Source organism: Flavobacterium xueshanense (genome assembly GCF_900112975.1).
Lineage (GTDB): Bacteria > Bacteroidota > Bacteroidia > Flavobacteriales > Flavobacteriaceae > Flavobacterium > Flavobacterium xueshanense.
In genome coordinates, this window is record NZ_FONQ01000002.1 from 142,205 (window position 1) to 166,104 (window position 23,900).

Below are 23,900 nucleotides of genomic sequence, written 5' to 3' on the forward strand. Positions count from 1 at the left end.
GTTATTTAGCCACAAAGGTCGCAAAGTTTTTCATTAAATTGGTACACCGAGAGCACAGATACTCATGAAAAAAGCGGATTTTTATTCTTTTGACCTATGAAAATCCATTCAATCCGTTCAATCTGTTCAATCTGTGGCCTAAAAAAACAGAAATCAATCTTAATGAATTTTCTGCGTGCGTCGTCGTGAAAAAATAGCATGCAGATAACACGGATTTTAACAGATAAAAATCGATTTTTTTAATCTGTGAGAATCCTTTGAATCATTCAAACCTGCCTCTCGGAAGAAAGGTCTCTGACCTAAAATTAAACTATTTCTAAAGCATTTTCGACCACTTGATATACTTTTAGTAATTGCTCGTCTGTAATAATATATGGAGGCAAAATGTATACAATATTACCAACAGGACGCAGAATTACTCCGTTTTCGATAAAAAAATCATAGAGTTTGTTGCGCAAAGTTCCATAGTAACTGGCGGAACTTTCCGTTTTTATTTCTAATGCAAAAATGACTCCGAGCACACGAGTTGTAGTTACTTTAGGATGGTTTTTTATAAGTTCTTGAAAGTCCAAGTGGCTTTTATTTACTCTAATAATATTCGCTTGCATTTCATTAGTTTGCAACAATTCTAAACTGGCCAAAGCCGCCGCACAACCTGTAGGATTTGCTGTAAATGTATGTCCGTGAAACAACGCTTTATTAATATCATCGTCATAAAAAGCATCGAATAAATCCTGAGTAAAAGTTGTAATCGCCATAGGAATTGTTCCTCCGGTCAACGCTTTGGACAAACACATCATATCTGGTTTTTCCACCAAGTAATCCGTTGCAAAAGTTTTTCCGGTTTTTCCAAAACCTGTCATCACTTCGTCTGCAATGGTCAGCACATTATTTTCCTGACAAATTCGCATCAATTCATCTAATGACTCTTGCTCGTACATCACCATTCCTGCGGCTCCCTGAACCAGTGGCTCAAATATAAAACCAGCGCAACTGTGGTTTTTTATAACCAATTGTAACGCATCATAACTTTCTTGTTGTTGTCCTTTAACCGGAACCGGAATCCGAACCACATCAATGAACATCCCTTGAAAAGCTTGCGTATAAAAAGAAATTCCACTTGCCGCCATGGCCGCAAAAGTGTCACCATGAAAAGCATTTTCGAAAGCAATTATTGTAGTTTTCTTTTCTCCTTTATTGAAAAAATACTGCAAGGCTACCTTAATTGCAACCTCAACAGCAGTCGAACCATTATCGGAAAAGAATATTTTTTGTTGGTTTTTTGGTAAAATTTCCATCAACTTCTCGGCTACCAAAATAGCAGGTTCATGTGTAAATCCTCCAAACAGGACGTGCTCTAATGTCGTGAGTTGTTTATAAATCGCATCGGCAATAAATGTATTTGAATGTCCGTACGGATTCACCCACCACGAAGCGATTGCATCGATGTATTCTTTATTATTTTCGTCCCAAAGCAAAGCGCCTTTTCCTTTTTTTATGGCAATTGGTAACGCTGCGGTTTTATGTTGGGTATACGGATGCCAAAGATATTGGCTGTCTCTTTCAACAAGCCCCCTAGCCCCCGAAGGGGGAATGTTTGTGCTACTCATAATTATAAACTCAATAGATTTTCTCGAAATAAATCAGCATATTCTTTAATTACATTTTGGTCAAAATAGGGTTCTTGTTCTATTCTTCCAATGCATTTAACTTCGGTTTTAGACAAAATAATCGATTCGGTTGCTTTGTTTTCATGACCTGAAAAAACAATTCCTGCAACTGCTATTTTTCTGTTTTGTAAGGCTTCGATGGTCAATAAAGTATGATTGATACTACCCAAATAATGACGGGAAACCACAATTACTTTATAGTCTTTTTGAATTAAATCGATCACGCAATCTATATCATTTAATGGAACAAAAACACCTCCTGCGCCCTCAACAACCAAATTATTTTCTGTTTTGGGTTCAATGATTTTATTTAAATCAATAGTAACATCATCTAATTCAGCGGCGAAATGTGGACTTGCCGGAGTATTCAAAGCATAACTATTAGGATGAATCACCGTCTTTTTATTAGACAAAAATGATTTGACTTTATGGCTATCGGAGTTTTCTAAATCGCCGGCTTGTATGGGTTTCCAATAATCAGCTTCTAAAGCTTCCGTTATAATGGCTGATGCAATGGTCTTACCGACATCGGTTCCAATTCCTGTTATAAATAGTTTCATTTAATTAAATTCAAATTTACATGTGTTGCATTTGTAATTATACTTCGAATAAAAAGGCAATATGATCAGAAGAAGCGAAAAAAGAAATGATAAAAATGATTTGAAATCCGTTATTGAAGTTACCATATTTATCTGTTTGCCACCGCATTTTGGACAGTCGATAAATTCATTATTTTCATCCAATGAATATTTACTAACTTGGGAAAGAATAGTATTTGCTATAAAAAAATCTTCGCTTTTTACAAAAAGTTTTACCCCACCAACAGCATTACTATACAATGGATTTGTATCAACAGTATTGTTATCCCGCATAAAAACTTCAATCCCCTCTGACTCTAGTTTTCCTTTAAAAATTATTGCTTCTGATGTATATTGATATGTAGCAATTATTTTAAAAATTGATTTTTCCATTGCACTAATATACGAAGTTACTCAACAATCGCAACACTTCCGAGATTTCTTCAGTCGAATTATAACTGTGTAAACAAAAACGCAGGCGTTCCTGCCCTTCGGGAACGGTCGGAGAAAGTATCGCTTTTACATCAAATCCCTTTTTCTGAAATTGACCAGCGAGGGTTTTGACTTTTTCATTTCCGGGAATAATGGCCGATTGTATTGCCGATTTGCTTCGGACAAAAAGTGGTTTTAAACATAACAGATTTTTCTGCTGATTAAAAAAAACAATATTTTCTCTTATTTTTAGAATTGGAGCCGAATCCATTTCTAAATGCTGATACGCGACCAGTATCGTGGCAACCGAATGTGGTGAAAGCCCTGTGGTATAAATAAAACTTCGTGCAAAATTTACCAAATAAACCTTCAATGTAACCGAACCTAAAATCGCTGCTCCATGACAACCCAATCCTTTTCCAAAAGTCATAATTCGGGCAAAAACGTGATCTTGCAGGCCTAGCATTTGAACAAATCCTTCGCCATTAGAACCAAAAACTCCCAAAGCATGCGCCTCATCAACCACTAAATAACATTGGTGTTTATCCGAAAGCAAAACTAATTCTTCCAAATCTGGACAATCGCCATCCATAGAAAAAACAGATTCGGTGACAATATAAATAGCGGTGTCTGGATTCCGTAAAATTAACTTTTCTAAATCTTCAAAATCATTATGGTTGTATTTATAGGCTTTGGCATTCGATAATTGAATCCCATCCCGAATGGAAGCGTGACACAATTCATCGTATAAAATTAAATCGCCCTTTTGTGGAACCGAGCCAAAGAATCCAACATTTGCATCATAACCCGAATTAAAAATCAGCGCCGTTTCCGAGTGGTGGAACTTAGCTACAAAATCTTCTGTTTCTTGATACAGTTTGTGATTTCCGGATAATAACCTGGAACCGGTTGCTCCGTTTTGAATGATTTTATTATTAATTAAAAACTCGTGCGTTTCATTGAAAATAATTTGGGACTGAGAAAACCCTAGGTAATCATTAGAAGAAAAATCTATCTTTTTGTTTGACAAAGGCAATTTTCGTAACGCATTATTCTGCTTTCGAATCTCAAGTTTAGCCAATAGATTTTCTGGAAAATGTTTCATAGTCAGCAAAAATAAGCAACTTTTTTGGTTTATTGATTTTGTAAATTACTTGTTTGTTTTTTCATCAAACCTAAAAAGAATTAAGCTTTTTTCTTCAAATCAAAATTCGGTTTCTTCATCAAAAAAAATCAAATGCATTATAAATTAACAATGAAACAAAACCAATGAAAAAAAATATGTAAATTTTTTCGAAAATGCTTTCGATTTACAACCTTCGTAAAATTATGTTAAAAAAAACTTAAAATAAATATTGAAAATGTTAAGCAATGCAATAGTTTTTTACTTTCGACGAATATGAAACGAATTGCATCACTTTTTTTAGTAGTAACGTTGTTTACAACGTGATGGGATACTATCTCATGTTTGCTTATCAAGAAGAGCAAGCGTGGATATCTTCTATGGAAAAAAGACAGGATTCTGATTTTCAAGTAATCAAATTGAATGCAACTTTATACTCTTTTATCGAAGACACTGATTTTGAATACGTAAATGAAGATGTGGTCATCAACAACAAAAGCTATCATATTTTCAAGAAAAGAATTCAAAACAACATCTTAAGTCTGTATTACCTGCGCAATTCACATCAAGATGCAGTAAGTCGGGATTTAAAAGACATTGTTGACAATCAATTATTCAACGGATCTTCCTCAAAAGAGTCTCCGGTTAAAAAACTATTAAAATCTTTCCTTAAAGATTACGTATCAAACACTGCTGTTTGTTTCGCTTTTTCGCCTGAAAAAGAAGCAGAAGTTGTAGCGATTAATGAAAATCCTATAGCGTCTTTACGCTCGGGACACCGTGCTTTATCGTACACACCACCTGATTTTGATTAATTTACATTTTGCACCAAAAACATTACAATACTGAATATATAGTATTTAGTATTAATTTTTAAAATCAATATAACTCCTCCGGGTTCTGATATTAAAATTGAATAGTGTTTGCTACATCGGTGTAAATTTACGGCGAGAAGTACCTTATTCCTACAGGAAAATCATTGATTTGCCAATCCAATTAACATTATTATTTGATTTTTTTGTCAATTTTTTTTAAACAACTAAGACTATATCCTTTCATTTAAACCGTGAAAACATAGTAAACTCCGAGTAAAAAAAATCGTTCTTTTTGCATCAGTATCATTTGCGGTGGTTTGTAACCGTTCGCAAAGTGTTACCGACAAGAAGAATTCAACGACGACAGGCGCTCATGTTCAAGGTGATGCAGCTTTTGCTGATTACACAACAAACATAGGATTATCAACCAGATTTTAATTATTAAGCATCTGAAAATTTGTTGTTTTCTTAATAATTAAAACAAAATGTTTTTAAATACCAAACACCCGCTGTTAACCAAAACCATTTTTTAATGAAAAAAATTTACTTAAGTTGTCTGCTGTTGGCACCTTTATTTATGAATGCTCAAACAGAGATTGATGGAATTATGATGAGTAAAGGCAATTTTTGTTTTGGAACAATATACCAACGTAGTAGCTGGAACAAGTATTGGGAAGGAACCTTTAAAAGAGAAAACCTCAATTTTGGTACCGTATCCACAAAGTCAGTGGCTTTAATGGGAAACTATGGTGTTTCTGATAACTTAAATATTATTTTCAGCCTTCCGTACGTAGAAACTAAAGCTTCTGCTGGCACAATGGGAGGAGCAAAAGGATTACAGGACATCTCTTTTACCGTAAAATACATGCCGTTTGAAAAAACAATTGGCAAAGCTACTTACTCTTTATATGCTTTAGGAGGTCTATCAGCGCCTATTTCAGATTATCCAGCAGATTATTTACCATTAAGTATTGGCCTCAAAAGCAAGACTGCTTCCTTACGATTAATGGGCGATTATCAAAGAGGTCGCTTTTTCACCACGCTATCCGGAGCGTATGTAAAAAGAGCTAACGTAACCATTCACAGAAATTCCTATTACACAACCGAAATACATTACACCAATGAAGTTGCCCTGCCGAATGCTATATCCATAAACTACAGAATAGGCTATCGCTCCAGCAGATTAATAGCTGAAGCTGTTCTTGATAATTGGGTTACACAATCTGGTGGATTTGACATTACAACAAACAACATGCCTTTTCTAAGCAATACTATGAATGCATTAAAAATTGGTGTGAATACTAAATACACGCTTAAGAAAGTACCGGCATTATCTATTATTGGAGGGTGCAATTTTGTTACAGAAGGCCGAAATGTAGGGCAATCAAATACCTTTTACGGCGGTCTATTTTATATCCTTAATTTAAAAAAAACGATACAAGAAAATGAAAAATAAAGTACAAAAAATAGCCTGCAATAGTCTTCTGGTTTTGTTTCTTACGTTGAACTATTCTTGTAGTGACGAGTTAACAGAACGCAATGAGCAATTCCCTCAATTAAATCCCGCCAATACAGATTTATTAGCCGGAAGCTGGAAAACATTCCTATTGACTGCCCCAAATGAATTTTATTTGGATCCGCCAATAGCATCAAGCACACCTGCTTTTGCAAGAGAAATTAACGAAATAAAAAGTTACCAAGCAAGCATAACTCCGGAGCAGAAAAAAATAATACAATATTGGAGCGCCGGAGGCGTTTTACGTTGGAATGAAATTATGCGGACCTTAGTGGCAAGACACAATCGTCCACCATATCAAAATGAAGACGGAACATATCCTGCACCATCTGGAGCAAATCCATTTGCGAATCCTCAATTTCCTTTTTCAAATCCTCCTTACGCAGCCAGAGCTTATGCGTATGTGAGCGCTGCGCAATACGATGCGATGGTTGCAACTTGGCATTATAAAAAACTTTATAATAGAGATGCACCATTTATAGTTGACGCAACTTTACCCGTTCTAATCCCGAAGAGCAGCTTACCTTCCTATCCATCTGAAGATGCTGTTTTAGCAGGAGTTACTGTTGAATTATTAAAATTATTATTCCCAACAGAAATCGCTTACATCCAAGAAAAAGCAGAGGAACAGAAATTATATCGCATTATTAGTGGCGCCAATGTTCGAAGTGATGTTGATGCCGGAATTATTTTAGGCAGAAAAATTGCCGCCAAATTTATCGCCAGAGCTGCCGCTGACGGAACAGGGGCAGCTATTGGCAATCAAGCACTTTGGACACAACTTGAAACTCTAACTGCAGCCACTGGAGAAACTCCATGGAAATCACTAGATATTCCCGCAAGACCTCCAATGTTACCATTGTTTGGAAAAGTAAAATCATTCCTTATGACCCCTGAAATGGTTCTTGCCAGTCGTCCGGTTCCACCGCCTTCCACGAAATCAGAACAATTTGCAAAAGAATTAGCTGAAGTAAAAACCAACAGCAAAAATGCCACTAGAAAAAATATGGGAATTGTTACCTTTTGGGCTGATGGTGTGGGTATACACACACCGCCAGGCCACTGGAATGCTATTGCAGCTGAAGAATTTGTAGCCCAAAATTACAGCGAAGTACGATGGGCCAGAAATATGGCGTTATTGAATATTGCCATGATGGATGCGGCTATCAGTTGCTGGGATGCAAAATACTTTTATTTTAATCCAAGGCCTTATCAGATGGATCCATCCATCAAAACATTAACAGGGATTCCGAATTTTCCTGCTTATGTATCAGGTCACTCGACCTTTAGTGGTGCTGCCAGTGCCGTATTATCGCATATTATTCCTGCAAAAGCGCAAAATTTTTCAATTATGGCTAAACAGGCTTCTGATTCGCGCTTGCTTGGCGCCATTCATTATAAGAGTGATTGTGAAAAAGGACTTGAATTAGGGAAAAAAGTAGGTGGCTTTGCTGTTGCAAGAGCTTCAATAGATGGAGCTGAATAATTAAAATATAAGTTGATAATTTGTAAATGGTTTGTTTTAATATTTGTTATCAACCAAAGCCTAACAGACGTTGGAAACCTGTTTTGCTTTTTTTATAAAAAAATATTAAAAAATGACTTTTCCTTGAAACGGTGGTATAAGAGGTCTAGCGAAGCAACTGCTTTAATTTACAAGGAATCTATTTTTGGAAATTTAAGTCCTTATATAATGTTATTACGAATAGCTGTCTTAATATTGGCTTTATTTAATATTCAAAAAGGGTTGCAAGCATTTATAAAAGAAGGCCTTTTTAATTTTAAAAGCTCAGAGAGATTTAAAAGAAGTGGCTACCTTTTGTTGCTGTTAAGCGTTTCTGGGATCATAATTAGACTGGTGGGCATGAGTCAGACTGCAAAGGACCAAATACTTTCTGATATTATTATGTATTTGTTATTACTTGCGATTGGCATTGGGTTATTAGCTTTTTCTGATGTTATTAAAAAAGGAAATATCATAGAAACTGAAAATAATCTAACAATATAACCATGTCTATAATCATCAACTTAGACATTATGCTCGCTACACGAAAGATGCGCTCCAATGAACTAGCGGAACGAATGGGAATCAATACCGCTAACCTATCTATTTTAAAAACCGGAAAAGCAAAGGCGATTCGGTTTTCCACTTTAGAACTGATTTGTGAAATTCTGGAATGTCAACCCGGAGATATTATGGAGTTTGTAAAGGATGAATAATCTCTTGTTCTCGACTTTTTAGCCCAGATGGAAACGGCATCCTTTTACAAAGCTTCCAGCCTTTTGAAGGCTGGAAGCTTTGTAAAAGATATAGTGGACAGCTGGAAATAGCTCCAAAAAAAAAGCCTCACAAATTGTGAAGCTTTGATTTATATATCGAAATTATTTTAGTCGACTAAAACAATAACTTTGTTGTCTTTCATTTCGATTGTCCCAGAATTGATAGCAAGTGTGTAATTTTGGGCGTCTAATTTAGTGAATTTACTCGCCACTTCTTTTGCGAAAGCAAAGTTGGAAGCGGTAATTTTCACTACACCTTTTTCTAATATAGAAACAATTGGCGCGTGGTTATTCAAAATCTGAAAGCTTCCATCAACTCCTGGCAGTGTTACCGAAGTTACTTCTGCTGAAAATAATTTTGCTTCTGGTGAAATTATTTCTAATAACATATTTTTTAGTTTATAGTCTCAGTTTACAGTCTCAGTACTGAATACTGAGACTGAACACTGAACACTAATTTATGCTTCCGCTAACATTTTCTCTCCAGCTTCGATAGCTTCTTCAATCGTACCTTTAAGGTTAAAAGCGGATTCTGGCAAGTGATCTAATTCTCCATCAATAATCATATTAAATCCTTTGATAGTATCTTTAATATCAACTAAAACTCCTTTTAATCCTGTAAATTGCTCCGCAACGTGGAAAGGTTGAGATAAGAAACGTTGTACACGACGTGCTCTCGAAACGGCTAATTTATCATCTTCTGATAATTCTTCCATACCAAGAATCGCAATGATATCTTGTAATTGTTTGTATTTTTGTAAAATTTCTTTTACTCTTTGTGCACAGTCATAATGCTCATCCCCTAAAATTTGAGGCGTAAGTATTCTTGAAGTTGAATCCAATGGATCCACTGCAGGATAAATACCTAACTCAGCAATTTTACGAGACAATACTGTTGTTGCATCTAAGTGAGCAAAAGTTGTAGCTGGAGCTGGATCCGTTAAATCATCCGCAGGAACGTAAACCGCTTGAACAGATGTAATAGAACCTTTGTTTGTAGATGTGATACGCTCTTGCATTGCACCCATTTCAGTTGCTAATGTTGGTTGGTATCCTACTGCAGATGGCATACGACCTAAAAGTGCCGAAACCTCAGAACCTGCTTGTGTAAAACGGAAGATATTATCCACGAAGAACAATACATCTTTACCTTGATCAGTTCCTGCTCCATCACGGAAATATTCAGCGATCGACAATCCAGAAAGTGCCACACGAGCACGAGCTCCTGGAGGCTCATTCATTTGTCCGAAAACGAAAGTGGCTTTAGACTCTCTCATTCCTACTAAATCTACTTTAGATAAATCCCATCCTCCATTTTCCATAGAGTGCATGAATTCATCCCCGTATTTTATAATTCCTGACTCTAACATCTCACGAAGTAAGTCATTCCCTTCACGTGTTCTTTCTCCTACTCCTGCGAATACGGAAAGCCCACCGTGACCTTTTGCAATATTGTTAATTAACTCCTGAATCAATACTGTTTTACCAACTCCAGCACCACCAAACAATCCAATTTTTCCCCCTTTTGAGTAAGGCTCAATTAAATCGATTACTTTAATACCTGTGAATAAAACTTCAGAAGAAGTAGATAAATCTTCGAATTTTGGAGCTGCTCTGTGAATCGACATTCCGTTTTCACCTGTTTTTGGCAATTCCGGCAAACCATCAATCGCATCTCCAATTACGTTAAATAAACGTCCGTAAACATCAGCACCAATTGGCATTTGGATAGGATTACCTGTTCCAACTACTTCATAACCTCTACTCAAACCATCTGTTGAGTCCATCGAAATGGTACGAACTGTGTTTTCACCAATGTGAGATTGTACTTCAAGTACTAATAAAGTACCATCTTTTTTTGTGATTTCTAATGAATCATAAATTTTTGGAAGTTCAACATCCTTACCGTTGAAAACTACGTCAACTACTGGTCCAATGATCTGGGCAACTTTTCCTATTACTTTCGACATTACTTATGTATTTATTAAATAGCTATTTAGGTTTATGAAATAGTACTAACCGAAATGTATCGATTAAATGCTTTTTTCAGTGTGCAAAGATAATTTTTTAAAATATAAAATCAATAATTTTTTATAAAAAAAGGATATTTTTAATAGATAATGGAGAAATGACTTTGAAACAGACAAAAGATCGCAATATCCTTAAAAACAAATAACCACCACGTCAAGAAACGGGTGGTTATTTTTACAAAAAAAAGAGGTTCAAATTATTGAATAGTAGCTGGATATTGAATTCCATACAAACCTAAATCAACACCTTTCAAATTAGAACCATATTTAGCATTTATAGCCTCCAAGAATTTATTAGCAATTAATGCATATCCTCTTGGACTTGGGTGAACTCCATCTAAAGAAAAAGTACCTCCTGTAACATAAGCAGCAGTCATGTGAAAAGTACCAAAACGAATTCCTCCATTATTCAACTGATTCAAAATTGAAGCTGTATCAACGAAAGCCAAATTGTTTGATTCAGCCGCAGTTTTAATCGTTACGTTATAGGCGTCTGTCGCTAATTTTATCTCCAAAACCTCTGAAGCTGTCAAAACCCTATTGTCTTGCAATGGAAAAGTCACCCCAACGGTATTAAAAGGAGCCGGAACTCCAGCTTGTGGTGTTCCAATAACCGTTCTGGTTGTAAGCAATACAAAATCTTTGTCAGTAACATTTGCACCACCATTAGCATGACGCGCTTGTCCATAAAGACTACCCATTAAAGCTGCTTGCTGCGCCGGAACACCAGCTGCAGTTAGCGCACCCGTAATTTGAGCACTGTAATTAACCAACGTTTCATCTCTTATCAATAAAGGATTTGTAGCTGAAGCAGACAATGTTTTGATTCTGCTTCCAGCGCCTAGAGCTGTAAGAATTTGTTTTACTGGCCCCAACAACTGTGTATTCAATTGTGTTGCAGTTGCAGCATCTAAAGGAACTGGGTTAAAAGGAACCGTAGTAAAAAACGGTAGATTGTTGATATAAGGTAAATTGGCAACAACTCCTTTTTTACCTCCTGCCGCAAGAGCAGTAGCTAAAGCATTATAAGCCGCATTAAAAGTACCCGTGGGAGTAATGTTATTTCCTGCAACAGGATCTTGCGAAGTGGGTATACCACCATTAGTAGCATATCCTAAAACATCATTTCCTCCAATAAACAAAGAGAAGAAGGTTGGATTTTGATCCATAGCATCTTTTATTACACTTGACATTGCCGTTTTCGCAAATCGTCCAAAATATGGATTAGCTTGTCCGTAACCTGCCACACTTAAATGTATTGCTTTTGCACCTGGAACACCCATATTGCTATATGCTCCAGATATACTAGCACCAAGAACTGTTCCCGAAACCCCTGAAACATTTACTGGTCCAGCACCATTGAAATACAAACGTGTTGGGAATTGAGGAACTTGATTTCCTCCAATTGAAAATCCACCTCTATTGTCATCTGCCATGAATGGATTCGTAAAAGCACCTCCGCCAACTAAAGCAAATTGCCCTGCCAAGATATTAGGGTATGAATTTTTTTGACCAGCTTTAAAAAGAGCGCCATCACTATATCCCGCCGCAAACGAATCTCCTAAAGCAACATATTTAGAAAAATCGGCCGTACCCGCTGTTAGCGGCTCTTCGGCAATTACCTCATCATCGTTATTACAAGCTGCGAAGGTTAGCGAAATCAACAACAGCCATTTGAAATTTTTTATCATAATATATTTTTTAAAATTATTGACCTTTTTATAATTATGGGTTGATTGTCCAAGAAGCAAACCATTGTTGCCCTATTGCTCCAGCTCCAATTACCTGAAGATAATCTTTTCCACCAATATTGGTAGCACCAATTTTAAGTACAGATTTTAACTTTGGAAAACCATAATTAATTTGAGCATCTAATACAGTGTTTTCCGGAACCATTCCGTCAGCAAAAGAAGACTGCCATAAATACTCCGTATTGTATCTTGCATTAACATTGAAACCAAAGTTTTTAAACAATTTAGCGTTACCAATAGATGTTTTTACTCTGTGTTTAGGAGTATTAAAACCAGCTATAAAACTGGGGTCTTCTTCTTGATTAAAATTAAACTCAGCATAATTATAATTTACACCAACTTCAAAATCCCCGTACACTTTTTTAGACAAACCTACACCAAAACCTAATGAAGTAATTTTTGCAACAGTATTGGTGTATACTTGATACACTCTTCTGTCTCCATTGCTCAAAGCAGAAAGCGTAGCCAAAGTTGCAGGATTACCAAAATCAAAAGCGGTATTAACATTTCCGTAATACGGACTAATCACTCTTGAAGTATTCATGAAATCATTATAAATATTATAATATCCATTAATATCAATTGACAAATCATTGTTAACTACAGAACGATATCCTAATTCTATAGCCTGAACCTCTTCAGGCTTTACCAATCTTGGATTAGCCACTTTTAATAAAGCTGCTGCTGCAGGAACGTTCGTTGGGTTTGCTGCAATTGCAGCGCTAAACGCCTGAACTGATGTCAAAGTATAAGAATTAGTATAGGCATTTTGACCTGTTAAAGTTAAAGTTGCAGGAACTCCCAATGCTTGACCAGCAGCACTAACTCCTCTAATTTCCGTAAAACGATCTAAATTCTCAGGAGCAGAACCAATCAAAGCGAATGGTCCTAGATCTAAACCAATGTATTGATCTTGAGTAGTTGGATTTCTAAATCCAGTTTGATAAGAAACTCTAAAGTTATGTCTTTTAGTTGCTCCGGCAGAATAAACAAAAGATACGCGAGGCGAAATATTTCCATCAAAATTTTGACTTTTATCATAACGAGCAGATCCTGTAAATTTCAACCTGTCATCCATGAATTTTTTGGTCAATTGTCCGTAAGCACCGTACTCATTATATCTTAATGGACCGTCAAAATCAGTGAAGATTGTTCCTTGTGAGTTCATTTCATATTGTCTGAATGAACCTCCTAATTGAATCTCTGCAAATTTTACCAAATCTTTAAAATTGTAATTTACATCAGAATGGTAAATTTTAGACTGATCTATAAATTTAGCTCCTTTAGTTAAATCAGGTTCAGCTACTGCTGCTGCCAAAGCGCTTATGAATTGCGCTGAACCTGGTTCAAATCTTGGACTCCCTGTTGGAGTTGCTAAAAAAGGCAAACCTGTTGGTTTGATATTGTAATCTGCATAATTTCTTGCATTTGTAGCAGATTGATGTGCGTTAGTACCTAATACAGCACCGGATAACTGATACGCAGTAGCATAATTAGTAAACCATTCTGTATCTGATTTTGCAGCCCTGTTAACATTCCATGCAGCAAAACGCATGTCGTAAGAATTACCAGCATCTTCGTCAGTAACATATCCTCTTACAAAGAAATTTTTCCCTTTTATCTCGATTTTAGATTGTTGCATAAAGAAATCATTTAATGCATATCTGTTTGCTCCTTGATAAATCGTACTTCCTAAACCTAATTTATGTTGTAATATAATTTCGGTTTCACCTTCCCAAGGTTTAAAATGCAAAGAGAAATCTGCTTTCACACTTCTAACTTTATTGTCATTCAAATCCTGCTCGCGGTATCCTGTTCTACTTACTTGACCCACATTAGTAATAAAAGTTGTAACCTCATCACCATACAAGTTCAAACCGTCATAGTTTTGATTGTTAGCGTGCCCAATTGAACCACCTGTTAAACTTCTGTCATCAGCAGCAATCCATTCTGTAGCTCTCAAAAAATTGAAATTTGCTTTGGCTGCAAAATGCTTAGTGAAAGCCTTTGCTGCTCTCAATCCAAAATCAAAATAATCATTTGTACCAGCAGCTTTCTGAGTGGTTTGCCCGTATTTTACGTAAGTACTAATTCCTTGATTCGCAAAAGGATTTTTACTGTTCATGAACAAAATACCATTAAAAGCATTTGCGCCATAAAGAGCGGAAGATGCACCCGGAAGCAACTCAACGTTAGCAACATCAATATCAGACAGTCCGATAAGATTTCCTAAAACAAAGTTCAATGCCGGTGAAGAGTTGTCCATACCGTCCACCAATTGCATAAAACGAGTATTGGCAACTGTAGAAAAACCTCTTGTATTTATAGATTTGAACGAAATACTACTCGTATTAAAATGCACCTCTTTAAGATTTTCTAAACCATCATAAAATGTCGGTGCGGTAGTACTTTTTATTTGTTGTATACCCATTCTTTCAATAGTAACCGGTGATTCAATAACTCTTTCAGGAGTTCTTGATGCAGAAACTACAATTTCATCCAGTTTATTTTCTTCATCTAAAAGCTTAACAGAAATTCTTTGATTAGCAGAGGAAACGTTGATCTTTTGAGTTCCAAACCCTACACTTGTAATCTCAATTACGAAAGGAGGCTTTTTAGCAGTTTGTAACGTAAATGATCCGTCTAAATCGGAAATAGCACCCGAAGAGTCTCCAACAATCTTTATGTTGGCTCCAGGAATAGGTTGGTTGTTACTGTCTGTAACAATACCTGAAATTGAGTTTTGAGCAAAAGTTAAGCTACAAAAAAACAATGACAAAAAAAGTAAATACACTCTCATTGGGTTATAATTTGTTGGTTTATGAAGCCAAAGTACAAATATTTTTGATATTAATAAAAAAGGACTGAAAAAATTTCATATTCATCAGTTATTTTGCACCATTTACGCTTATTTCACATTTAAAATTAATTATTTAATGTTAAAATTTATGCTAAAAAAATAGAATATCACTATGCATGCATATAAAAAATACATATATCACAAAATAATTATTAATTTTTAGATATTTGATAAAAGTTCAAAAAGTCCCAAAATTTACCTTTTATTTCACTTTTCTAACATCTAAGAATACTTATTTAAATAAATTACAAAACACAAAAAAAGCCTCGAAAAAAACTTCCGAGGCTGATTATTTTTAAGGCAGTTAACTACAAATTTATTCTACAGTAACTGATTTCGCAAGATTACGAGGTTGATCTACATTACATTCACGCATAACAGCAATGTGATACGATAACAATTGCAATGGAATAGTAGTAATCAACGGTGATAATGCATCCGAAGTTTCCGGAATTTCAATAACATAATCCGCTAATTCCCGTACTTGTGTATCTCCTTTAGTAACTACTGCTATAATTTTTCCACTTCTGGATTTAATTTCTTGAATATTACTAACAATTTTATCGTAATGCCCTTGTTTTGGCGCAATTACAACCACCGGCATGTGCTCGTCAATTAAGGCAATTGGTCCATGTTTCATTTCCGCTGCAGGATATCCTTCAGCATGAATATAGGAGATCTCTTTTAATTTTAAAGCACCTTCAAGAGCCACTGGAAAATTATACCCTCTTCCCAAATACAAACAATTAGGAGCGTCTTTGAAAACTGCAGCAATTTCTTTTGCTCTGTCATTTGTTTCTAAAGCCTCTTTTACTTTTTCAGGAATAATTTCTAATTCTTGTAAATAGGTGTGAAAAGCTGAATTTGATAATGTTCCTTTGGCTTTAGCTAAACGCAACGCAATCATTGTCAACACCGTAATTTGAGTTGTAAATGCTTTTGTAGATGCGACACCAATTTCAGGTCCCGCATGAGTATAAGCACCGGCGTGAGTTTCTCTTGAAATAGAAGATCCTACTACATTACATACTCCAAAAACAAACGCACCATTTTCTTTGGCCAATTTTATAGCGGCCATGGTATCAGCCGTTTCTCCAGATTGAGAAATAGCAATAACGATATCTTTACTATTTATGATTGGATTTCTGTATCTAAATTCAGAAGCATATTCCACTTCAACTGGGATTCTTGCAAATTCTTCAAAAATATACTCTGCAACTAAACCAGCGTGCCATGAAGTTCCACAAGCAACGATTATGATTCTTTCCGCGTTTAAGAACTTTTCTAAATTATCCTCAACACCTGCCATTTGAATCAAACCTTCATTAGCATGAAGTCTTCCACGATATGTGTCTTTGATAACGCTTGGTTGCTCATAAATTTCTTTTAACATAAAATGATCGTAACCACCTTTTTCAATTTGTTCCAAATTCATTTGAAGCTCTTGAATAGTAGGATTAACTAAAGAGTCATCTTTAATTTTACGAACTTTCATTTGTTTATGTAATCTAATATTTGCCATTTCACCATCTTCCAGATAAATCGCATTAGATGTATATTCTATAAAAGGAGAAGCGTCTGAAGCTATAAAAAACTCTCCTTCACCAACACCAATTGCTAATGGGCTTCCTAAACGGGCAGCAACGATTTCATTTGGAGTTTTTTTGTCAAAAACAGCAATGGCATACGCTCCTACTACCTGATTCAAAGCCACCTGAACTGCTTTTCCTAATTTTAAATTATCTTTTTTCTGTACTTCTTCAATAAGATTAATTAATACTTCAGTATCCGTATCAGAATGAAAAACGTATCCTCTTTTGATCAACTCTGCTTTTAAAGGCGCATAATTTTCAATAATTCCGTTATGAACTATTGCTAAGTCCCCTGAATTTGAAATATGTGGATGCGAGTTTACATCATTTGGAACACCGTGCGTTGCCCAGCGTGTATGACCTATCCCAATGCTTCCATTAATGGTAATCTCTTTTGAAGCTCTCTCCTCAAGATCTGAAACTTTCCCTTTTGTTTTAGAAACCTTAAGGTTTTCACCGTCATACAACATGACACCAGCACTATCATAGCCTCTATATTCGAGTCTTTTTAATCCTTTAATTACAATAGGATAAGCTTCTCTGTATCCAATATATCCAACAATTCCACACATAGTCTTGGTTTAATTAGGTTTTGTATAATAAATTTCAAGTTTTAATCTTTTAGCCTCATTTACGGTAGATTTTCCGCTGTACAAAATTGTTCCTAATGGGTTCATAACCGAAGTCTTTGGCGCTTGAGAAATAAATGTATTTGGAGTTTTTAACTTATAAGATGTTACTATTCCTATGTCTTCCGTAACTACAAGACCTAATTTAACATTAGTGGAATCCTTATTATTGATCAGATTTCGTATTTGATTGGTTACTCTAATTTTATAAGTCACCCCTTTTTTACTAGTGGCATCTTTCTTTATAATGCCATCCAAAATAGTTCTAGATTTTTTTGGATCCGTACTATTAGTAGTGGGGTCCAGGTAATAATCTGTCAAAGGTCGGCTGTTTTTAAAATCATACAAATAAATTCTTTGTGGCTCATAACTGTTGGCCATAGCAGCAGCGTCAATATGAAAAACAAGATTTGCTTCATTAATCAATATTTTTTTACCATCTGCCGGGTTTCTTAAGTCATCTAATTGATCTGAAATTTTATTAGGACCTGTTAACACTCCATTAGCATCATATCCTTTTACATCTGTTTTATCAAAAAGCTCTAAAACCGCTACAGAACCTTCACCACCTTTTAAAAATAATTTCTCATCTCCTTCAGTTGTGTTTCCAGTCGTTGGCAAGGCATTATACGCACTTCCATTAGCGCTAAAATCGTTATTCAACAAACTAACAGTATTTCCTGTCATGTTTAGAACAATCGTTTTCTTTACTCGCGTTGTAGCCCCACCTGTTGTAGAAACTAAATCCTCATTATAAGTAATGGTTATTTTACCTGCTTTAAAATTCAGCATCGCTAAATTCCCTTGACCACCTCCGGATTTCTCCATTTTAAAATAAAGACCTCTAAAATAATTTTTAAAAACTTCATTTGAGGCTAACTTACCAGAATTAACCGCATCAATAATCTTGGCTTTAAAATAATCCTTATTCAAATTCAGCTTCATTCCCGGAGCAATGTATGCTGTTGATTTTGCCTTCGTTACCGTATCTGTTGTTACAACGACATGCTCTGCAGGATTAAAAAAGAACTCATCATTCTGAGCCTTATCAGGGTTGTCATTTAAACGAGTCGGAATTTTTAAATTATCGAATTCAGTATTCTGATCTGTAAAGTATTTTTGAGATTGTTGAAATCCTCCAATAGGATCCGCATCTCTCATAAAATAACCTGATTCATAGATACTTAATTTCATTTTGGCCTTATCCGGACCATAAATAGAGTCTAGTACATACACATGGCTTCCGTCAGCATTCGTTTTTGTTTGGGTTGCGTCAGTATAATACGGAATGGTAAGCACTACACTTTCCACAAAAGGTTTTGTACTTACTGAAGTAATAAGAGCCGGTAAAGTTAACTGAGTATTGAAGTTTGCGGTTGTTTCACCAAAATTTGTACTGCTGTAAATTCCCAATGGATTTACTTCAAGATTATTGGATTGTATAGGTCCTGTTTTTTGATTGTAACCAGAAACACTATATGTTTCTTTTTTAAAATCAAAATTATTTTCACCGATTAAATCTCCACCAATTTCGTTATAATCTTTATCACAAGAATATAAAAAAACAACACTTGCTACTAAAAGAATTTTCTTAAAAAAAGAATTATTGTACATATTTATTAAAAAAGTTTAATTTAAAGAACCTCGTTTCTATAAAAATTTGTATACGCTTCCGCGAATGCATCTTTCGGTGCGAAAGGTAAAAAAGGTTTTCCTGAAGATTCTATAAATTTTGTTAAACTTGGAGACAGGTTTTCTGAAGCAATAATCACTGCGTCAGAATGTTTAATAGTTGCTTTGATGATATTTTCGTAGTTTGGAATCTCAAGATCTGCTATTGCATCATCTGGAACACCATCAAATTTTACTTTATTAATCATTTCCACATTCAAAGTCCCATCAAAAGATTGGCTGTACACAGAAGTAACAATCTTTGTTTCCGAAAACAATGCTTCGTTTTTATAAAAATGCTTTAAATAAATAGGTAGCATTGCAGCCATCCATCCATGAACATGAATAATATCCGGAACCCAATTGAGTTTCTTAACCGTCTCAACAACTCCTTTTGCAAAGAAAATTGCACGTTCATCATTATCTGGATACATCACCCCTTCTTCATCAGCAAACGTAGCTTTTCTTTTGAAATACTCGTCATTATCAATAAAGTAGACTTGTATTCTTTCCTTTGGAATAGAAGCCACTTTAATAATTAATGGCATATCCAAGTCATTTACTACCAAATTCATCCCCGAAAGTCTAATTACCTCGTGCAATTGGTGTCTTCTCTCGTTAATATTTCCATACCTTGGCATAAAAATTCTTATCTGTCCGCCTTGATCATTAATCATTTTTGGAACGTCATAAGACATTAAAGAGACCTCGGTTTCAGCGAGATACGGCACCACTTCAGATGATACATATAATATCCTCTTATCTTTCATATCGTAATTTACTTAATTTATTGGCAATAAAAACCATGCAAAATTACAAAAATTTATGCAGTTATTAACTAAAATAGTAAGTTTGCATTTAATTTTAATAATACTGCCATGCATATTTTCTACGGAAAAGCATCTTTAATGGACTATTTGAAATCTATAAAAACCATCCATTCCACCATTGGATTTGTTCCAACTATGGGCGCTTTACATCAAGGTCATTTGGCTTTAATGCAGAAATCATTGCTGGAAAACGACACTACCGTTGTCAGTATTTTTGTAAATCCCACCCAATTCAATAATCCGGAAGACCTGGCAAAATACCCGAGAACACTGGACGAAGATGTAAAAAAACTTACCAATCTGAATCCAAATATCATTTTGTACGCGCCAACTGTCGAGGATATTTATGACGGGAAACCGGTCTCGGAATCGTTCGATTTTGACGGGTTGGAAAACCAAATGGAAGGCAAATTTAGACCAGGACATTTTAATGGTGTAGGCACTATTGTAAAGCGACTTTTTGAAATTATCGAATGTACTAACGCTTATTTTGGTGAGAAAGATTTTCAACAATTGCAAATTGTAAAAAAGATGGTTGCAAAAAATCACTTAAAAGTAAACGTAATTGGCTGTCCCATTTATAGAGAATCCAATGATGTAGCCATGAGTTCCAGAAACGAGCGTTTATCAGCGCGGGAAAGAGATGAAGCCGCCATTATTTACAAAGTGCTTACTGCTGTAAAAGAGCAATTTGCAACAAAAAGTACCGCTGTAATTTCAGAATGGGTTCAAAAATCATTCGGCAACAATCCTCACTTTACATTGGAATACTTCACCATTGCAGACGAAGCAACTCTTTTATCGTGTACCCGAAAAAATAAAAATAAAAAATACCGTGCTTTTATTGCCGTATTAGTCAACAATATTCGTTTGATTGACACCATTTCATTAAATTAATTTACTTTTGTAGCATGCAAATTCAAGTATTAAAATCAAAAATTCACCGCGTTAAAGTAACCGGCGCCGATTTAAATTATATCGGATCCATTACTATTGACGAGTCATTACTAGAAGCTTCCAATATCATTGAAGGCGAAAAAGTCTCCATCGTAAACATCAATAACGGAGAACGTTTTGATACTTACGCAATCAAAGGCGAGAAAAATTCAGGAACCATAACACTCAACGGACCTGCTGCCAGAAAAGTGCAAAAAGACGATATCATCATCATCATTTCTTACGCAAGCATGGATTTTGAAAAAGCTAAAACCTTCAAACCATGGGTTATTTTTCCAAATGAAAATGACAATTCGTTGACTTAATTTATATTCGAATAAAAAACCAAAAACTATTTTTTTAGCTACTGATTTTCTGATTTTGCATTTTAAAATCCGAGAATCAGTAGCTGTTTTTTTTTAACGCTGTTTTACTAAACAAATAAACGCTGATTTCGCCTTTGAAATCAAAGCGCATTCTTAACATTTACTGGCATTCATTTTCAATTAAAAGTAATAATGTTTATATTGCTTGCTCTTATTTAGAGTAAATCATAATTTCTAAAACAAACTAAATCATGAAAAAACTAATACTCTTATTACTCTTTTCTTTTTCCGCATTTTCACAAAAAACTACGATTGCTTTCGATTCTCAAGTGCTTGGTGAAAGTCGGGAAATCACCATTGGACTTCCGCCTTCTTTTGAAAAAAACCCCAATAAAAAATACCCGATTCTCGTTTTATTGGATGGCGATTACTTATTTGAACCTTTTTATGGCGCTTTAAATTATGGAGCCTATTGGGATGATTTACCGGAAACCATTATCGTTGGCATCAGCCAAAACAAAAATAAGGAACGATTTGACGACAGCAATTATGACGAAGCAGATGGCGTTCCTTCTGGAAAAGGAGCGAAATTTTTTGAGTTTATTGGTACCGAATTACTACCATACATCGAAAAAAAATATCCTGTTGCGCCTTTCCGCATCATCGCCGGTCATGACACGACTGCTGGATTTTTGAACTTTTTTCTGTACAAAGACAATCCCCTTTTCAATGCCTATATTTCATTAAGTCCCGAATTAGCGCCTGATATGGAAAATCGCATTCCGGAGCAACTTTCCAAAATCAAACAACCTATTTTTTATTATCAGTCAAATGGTGATGGCGATGTAAAAAAACTACAGACTTCCATCAAGAAATTAGACATCAATATAAAACAGGTTACCAATCCGCTACTGAATTATAAGTTTGATAATTTTGCGGGAGCTTCCCATTATTCACTTGTTTTGTATTCGATTCCAAATGCTTTGTACCAATTTTTCGACACTTATAAACCCATTTCTTCTACCGAATATTCGGAGAAAATTGTCATCCTTCAATCGGGATATGTAGATTACCTGACCAATAAATACGAGGTTTTGTCTAAAAATTTAGGTCTAAAAATGCCCATTCGCGTAAACGATTTCAAAGCTATCGAAGCTGCAATTCTTAAAAATAAAGCGTATTCAGAACTGGATAAATTAGCTGAAATTGCCAACAAAAATTATCCAAAATCAATGCTAGCCGATTATGAATTGGGTTTAATGTATGAAAAAATGGGCGACCTTAAAAAAGCGGCAAAACGGTACCAAACCGCGTCCCAATTAGAGGAAATTGGCAACCTGACAAAAAATATGATGATGGAAAAATACGATGATATGACCAGTCAAACACCAAAAAAATAATGTCAAAAGTAAAAACAACTTTTTTTTGCCAAAACTGTGGCGCACAATATGCAAAATGGCAAGGACAATGCAATTCTTGTAAAGAATGGAATACCATTGCAGAAGAAATTATCCAAAAACAAGAAAAAACAGCTTGGAAAAGTGAAACGTCTACCAGCAGTAAGGCACCAAAACCATTACGAATAAACGAAATTGATTCGGCGCAGGAAATCCGAATGGACACCACTGATGGCGAATTGAATCGCGTTTTGGGTGGCGGAATAGTTCCCGGTTCCTTGATTCTTTTAGGCGGTGAACCCGGAATTGGAAAAAGTACTCTTTTGCTTCAAATTTCTTTAAAATTACCTTATAAAACCTTATATGTTTCGGGCGAAGAAAGTCAGAAACAAATAAAAATGCGTGCCGAAAGAATCACGCCCAGCGGCGACAATTGCTATATTCTTACCGAGACCAAAACACAAAATATCTTCAAGCAAATTGAAGCCATACAACCGGAAATCGTGATTATCGATTCAATTCAAACTTTGCATACGGATTATATTGAATCCACTCCGGGAAGTATTTCTCAAATACGTGAAACCACCGCCGAACTGATTAAATTTGCCAAAGAAACCAATATCCCCGTGATTCTGATTGGTCATATCACCAAAGACGGAAATATTGCCGGACCAAAAATCCTGGAACACATGGTGGACACGGTTTTGCAATTTGAAGGCGACCGGAATCACGTGTATCGCATTTTACGTTCGTTAAAAAACCGTTTTGGTTCCACTGCTGAAATTGGTATTTATGAAATGTTGGGCAATGGTTTGCGCGAAGTTTCTAATCCTTCAGAAATATTGATATCACACAAAGACGAACAATTATCAGGAACAGCAATTGCGTCGACTTTAGAAGGCATGCGCCCGTTGATGATTGAAATCCAAGCCTTGGTAAGCACCGCAGTTTACGGAACACCGCAACGCAGCACCACGGGTTATAATGCCAAAAGACTCAATATGATTCTGGCCGTATTAGAGAAAAGAGCTGGTTTTAGGCTTGGCGCCAAAGACGTATTCCTGAACATAACCGGAGGAATTTCAGTAGATGATCCTGCGATCGATTTGGCTGTTGTTGCCGCCATTTTATCCTCGAATGAAGATATCGCGGTAAATAAAGATTTTTGTTTTGCCGGCGAAGTGGGACTTTCTGGCGAAATACGTCCGGTAAACCGCGTAGACCAACGCATTCAGGAAGCAGAAAAATTAGGTTTTTCGACCATTTTTGTATCCAAATACAATAAAATTGCGTTGAAAAATTCCGGAATCAAAATTCGATTGGTAGCCAAAATTGAAGATGTTGCGAGTGAGTTGTTTGGATGATATTTATTGACAAATCTAAAATCGTTATCCTATTCATAGATTCATTGCTTCAAGAAATTACGATTGCTTGGTGAATGAAGTAGAAGTTGTAGTATTGGAT

General features: G+C 35.6%; 20 protein-coding genes. 9 read left to right on the top strand and 11 right to left on the bottom strand.

Going from position 1 to position 23,900, the window contains the following annotated elements:
- Window positions 1–305: 305 nt before the first annotated feature.
- Genes bioA through BMZ76_RS02805 form a run of 4 tightly spaced genes read right to left on the bottom strand, consistent with a single transcriptional unit; the run spans window position 306 to window position 3,785 of the window.
- Window positions 306–1,610 carry an adenosylmethionine--8-amino-7-oxononanoate transaminase gene (bioA, locus tag BMZ76_RS02790; RefSeq protein WP_091203200.1) on the bottom strand — a complete coding sequence of 435 codons (1,305 nt, stop codon included), beginning with the start codon at window positions 1,608–1,610 and terminating at the stop codon, window positions 306–308.
- Window positions 1,611–1,612: 2 nt separating this feature from the next.
- Window positions 1,613–2,230: a dethiobiotin synthase gene (bioD, locus tag BMZ76_RS02795; RefSeq protein ID WP_091203201.1), complete on the bottom strand. Its 618-nt coding sequence runs from the start codon at window positions 2,228–2,230 to the stop codon at window positions 1,613–1,615.
- Complete coding sequence (locus tag BMZ76_RS02800; protein WP_091203202.1) at window positions 2,231–2,641, bottom strand: hypothetical protein; 411 nt, start codon at window positions 2,639–2,641, stop codon at window positions 2,231–2,233. It lies immediately after the preceding gene.
- A gap of 4 nt (window positions 2,642–2,645) precedes the next feature.
- Entirely contained in the window at window positions 2,646–3,785 is a 1,140-nt protein-coding gene (locus BMZ76_RS02805) for an aminotransferase class I/II-fold pyridoxal phosphate-dependent enzyme (protein WP_091203203.1), read from the bottom strand.
- A gap of 344 nt (window positions 3,786–4,129) precedes the next feature.
- Between BMZ76_RS02805 and BMZ76_RS02810 the strand changes: the two genes are divergently transcribed.
- From BMZ76_RS02810 to BMZ76_RS02830, 5 genes are all read left to right on the top strand, one after another.
- A complete protein-coding gene (locus BMZ76_RS02810) occupies window positions 4,130–4,618 on the top strand; it encodes a hypothetical protein (RefSeq protein WP_143071044.1) in 489 nt (162 codons plus the stop codon).
- Between the two features lie 532 nt (window positions 4,619–5,150).
- Window positions 5,151–6,074 carry a transporter gene (locus BMZ76_RS02815; protein ID WP_091203205.1) on the top strand — a complete coding sequence of 308 codons (924 nt, stop codon included), beginning with the start codon at window positions 5,151–5,153 and terminating at the stop codon, window positions 6,072–6,074.
- Window positions 6,064–7,620 (top strand): vanadium-dependent haloperoxidase, encoded by a 1,557-nt coding sequence (locus tag BMZ76_RS02820; protein WP_091203206.1) that lies wholly within the window; start codon window positions 6,064–6,066, stop codon window positions 7,618–7,620. Before BMZ76_RS02815 ends, BMZ76_RS02820 begins: the two co-directional genes overlap by 11 nt.
- Window positions 7,621–7,743: 123 nt before the next feature.
- Window positions 7,744–8,142 carry a DUF2975 domain-containing protein gene (locus BMZ76_RS02825; RefSeq protein ID WP_091203207.1) on the top strand — a complete coding sequence of 133 codons (399 nt, stop codon included), beginning with the start codon at window positions 7,744–7,746 and terminating at the stop codon, window positions 8,140–8,142.
- A 2-nt stretch (window positions 8,143–8,144) separates the two neighbouring features.
- The gene (locus BMZ76_RS02830; protein WP_091203208.1) at window positions 8,145–8,354 is read left to right on the top strand and encodes a helix-turn-helix domain-containing protein; all 210 of its coding nucleotides are present in this window, start codon (window positions 8,145–8,147) and stop codon (window positions 8,352–8,354) included.
- A gap of 167 nt (window positions 8,355–8,521) precedes the next feature.
- On the opposite strand, the gene BMZ76_RS02835 is transcribed toward BMZ76_RS02830, so the two are convergent.
- From BMZ76_RS02835 to BMZ76_RS02865, 7 genes are all read right to left on the bottom strand, one after another.
- Entirely contained in the window at window positions 8,522–8,803 is a 282-nt protein-coding gene (locus BMZ76_RS02835) for a FoF1 ATP synthase subunit delta/epsilon (protein WP_091203209.1), read from the bottom strand.
- 69 nt (window positions 8,804–8,872) lie between these two features.
- Window positions 8,873–10,384, bottom strand: coding sequence for a F0F1 ATP synthase subunit beta (gene atpD / locus BMZ76_RS02840; protein ID WP_091203210.1), 1,512 nt, complete (start codon window positions 10,382–10,384; stop codon window positions 8,873–8,875).
- A gap of 257 nt (window positions 10,385–10,641) precedes the next feature.
- A complete protein-coding gene (locus tag BMZ76_RS02845) occupies window positions 10,642–12,135 on the bottom strand; it encodes an SGNH/GDSL hydrolase family protein (protein WP_091203211.1) in 1,494 nt (497 codons plus the stop codon).
- Between the two features lie 34 nt (window positions 12,136–12,169).
- On the bottom strand, window positions 12,170–14,995 hold the full coding sequence (locus tag BMZ76_RS02850) for a carboxypeptidase-like regulatory domain-containing protein (protein WP_091203212.1): 2,826 nt from the start codon (window positions 14,993–14,995) through the stop codon (window positions 12,170–12,172).
- 376 nt (window positions 14,996–15,371) lie between these two features.
- Complete coding sequence (gene glmS / locus BMZ76_RS02855) at window positions 15,372–17,219, bottom strand: glutamine--fructose-6-phosphate transaminase (isomerizing) (RefSeq protein WP_091203213.1); 1,848 nt, start codon at window positions 17,217–17,219, stop codon at window positions 15,372–15,374.
- Between the two features lie 9 nt (window positions 17,220–17,228).
- Window positions 17,229–18,890, bottom strand: coding sequence for a BamH family beta-barrel-assembly machinery protein (locus BMZ76_RS02860; protein WP_091203214.1), 1,662 nt, complete (start codon window positions 18,888–18,890; stop codon window positions 17,229–17,231).
- A gap of 20 nt (window positions 18,891–18,910) precedes the next feature.
- A complete protein-coding gene (locus BMZ76_RS02865) occupies window positions 18,911–19,717 on the bottom strand; it encodes a glycogen/starch synthase (protein WP_091203215.1) in 807 nt (268 codons plus the stop codon).
- A gap of 108 nt (window positions 19,718–19,825) precedes the next feature.
- Between BMZ76_RS02865 and panC the strand changes: the two genes are divergently transcribed.
- The 4 genes from panC (at window position 19,826) to radA (ending at window position 23,800) form a co-directional block, all read left to right on the top strand.
- A complete protein-coding gene (gene panC / locus BMZ76_RS02870; protein ID WP_091203216.1) occupies window positions 19,826–20,674 on the top strand; it encodes a pantoate--beta-alanine ligase in 849 nt (282 codons plus the stop codon).
- Between the two features lie 14 nt (window positions 20,675–20,688).
- A complete protein-coding gene (gene panD / locus BMZ76_RS02875) occupies window positions 20,689–21,039 on the top strand; it encodes an aspartate 1-decarboxylase (protein ID WP_091203217.1) in 351 nt (116 codons plus the stop codon).
- Window positions 21,040–21,290: 251 nt separating this feature from the next.
- The gene (locus BMZ76_RS02880; protein ID WP_091203218.1) at window positions 21,291–22,439 is read left to right on the top strand and encodes an alpha/beta hydrolase; all 1,149 of its coding nucleotides are present in this window, start codon (window positions 21,291–21,293) and stop codon (window positions 22,437–22,439) included.
- Window positions 22,439–23,800: a DNA repair protein RadA gene (gene radA, locus BMZ76_RS02885; protein WP_091203219.1), complete on the top strand. Its 1,362-nt coding sequence runs from the start codon at window positions 22,439–22,441 to the stop codon at window positions 23,798–23,800. Before BMZ76_RS02880 ends, radA begins: the two co-directional genes overlap by 1 nt.
- Window positions 23,801–23,900: the final 100 nt, after the last annotated feature.

Bases quoted from the DNA above. Each gene is read 5' to 3' on its own strand.
- bioD (WP_091203201.1), bottom strand. From the start codon at position 2,230: ATGAAACTATTTATAACAGGAATTGGAACCGATGTCGGTAAGACCATT.
- BMZ76_RS02815 (WP_091203205.1), top strand. From the start codon at position 5,151: ATGAAAAAAATTTACTTAAGTTGTCTGCTGTTGGCACCTTTATTTATG.
- atpD (WP_091203210.1), bottom strand. From the start codon at position 10,384: ATGTCGAAAGTAATAGGAAAAGTTGCCCAGATCATTGGACCAGTAGTT.
- BMZ76_RS02810 (WP_143071044.1), top strand. From the start codon at position 4,130: ATGGGATACTATCTCATGTTTGCTTATCAAGAAGAGCAAGCGTGGATA.
- BMZ76_RS02805 (WP_091203203.1), bottom strand. From the start codon at position 3,785: ATGAAACATTTTCCAGAAAATCTATTGGCTAAACTTGAGATTCGAAAG.
- BMZ76_RS02860 (WP_091203214.1), bottom strand. From the start codon at position 18,890: ATGTACAATAATTCTTTTTTTAAGAAAATTCTTTTAGTAGCAAGTGTT.
- glmS (WP_091203213.1), bottom strand. From the start codon at position 17,219: ATGTGTGGAATTGTTGGATATATTGGATACAGAGAAGCTTATCCTATT.
- BMZ76_RS02850 (WP_091203212.1), bottom strand. From the start codon at position 14,995: ATGAGAGTGTATTTACTTTTTTTGTCATTGTTTTTTTGTAGCTTAACT.
- BMZ76_RS02880 (WP_091203218.1), top strand. From the start codon at position 21,291: ATGAAAAAACTAATACTCTTATTACTCTTTTCTTTTTCCGCATTTTCA.
- BMZ76_RS02845 (WP_091203211.1), bottom strand. From the start codon at position 12,135: ATGATAAAAAATTTCAAATGGCTGTTGTTGATTTCGCTAACCTTCGCA.
- BMZ76_RS02865 (WP_091203215.1), bottom strand. From the start codon at position 19,717: ATGAAAGATAAGAGGATATTATATGTATCATCTGAAGTGGTGCCGTAT.
- panC (WP_091203216.1), top strand. From the start codon at position 19,826: ATGCATATTTTCTACGGAAAAGCATCTTTAATGGACTATTTGAAATCT.
- BMZ76_RS02820 (WP_091203206.1), top strand. From the start codon at position 6,064: ATGAAAAATAAAGTACAAAAAATAGCCTGCAATAGTCTTCTGGTTTTG.
- BMZ76_RS02830 (WP_091203208.1), top strand. From the start codon at position 8,145: ATGTCTATAATCATCAACTTAGACATTATGCTCGCTACACGAAAGATG.
- panD (WP_091203217.1), top strand. From the start codon at position 20,689: ATGCAAATTCAAGTATTAAAATCAAAAATTCACCGCGTTAAAGTAACC.
- radA (WP_091203219.1), top strand. From the start codon at position 22,439: ATGTCAAAAGTAAAAACAACTTTTTTTTGCCAAAACTGTGGCGCACAA.
- BMZ76_RS02800 (WP_091203202.1), bottom strand. From the start codon at position 2,641: ATGGAAAAATCAATTTTTAAAATAATTGCTACATATCAATATACATCA.
- BMZ76_RS02835 (WP_091203209.1), bottom strand. From the start codon at position 8,803: ATGTTATTAGAAATAATTTCACCAGAAGCAAAATTATTTTCAGCAGAA.
- bioA (WP_091203200.1), bottom strand. From the start codon at position 1,610: ATGAGTAGCACAAACATTCCCCCTTCGGGGGCTAGGGGGCTTGTTGAA.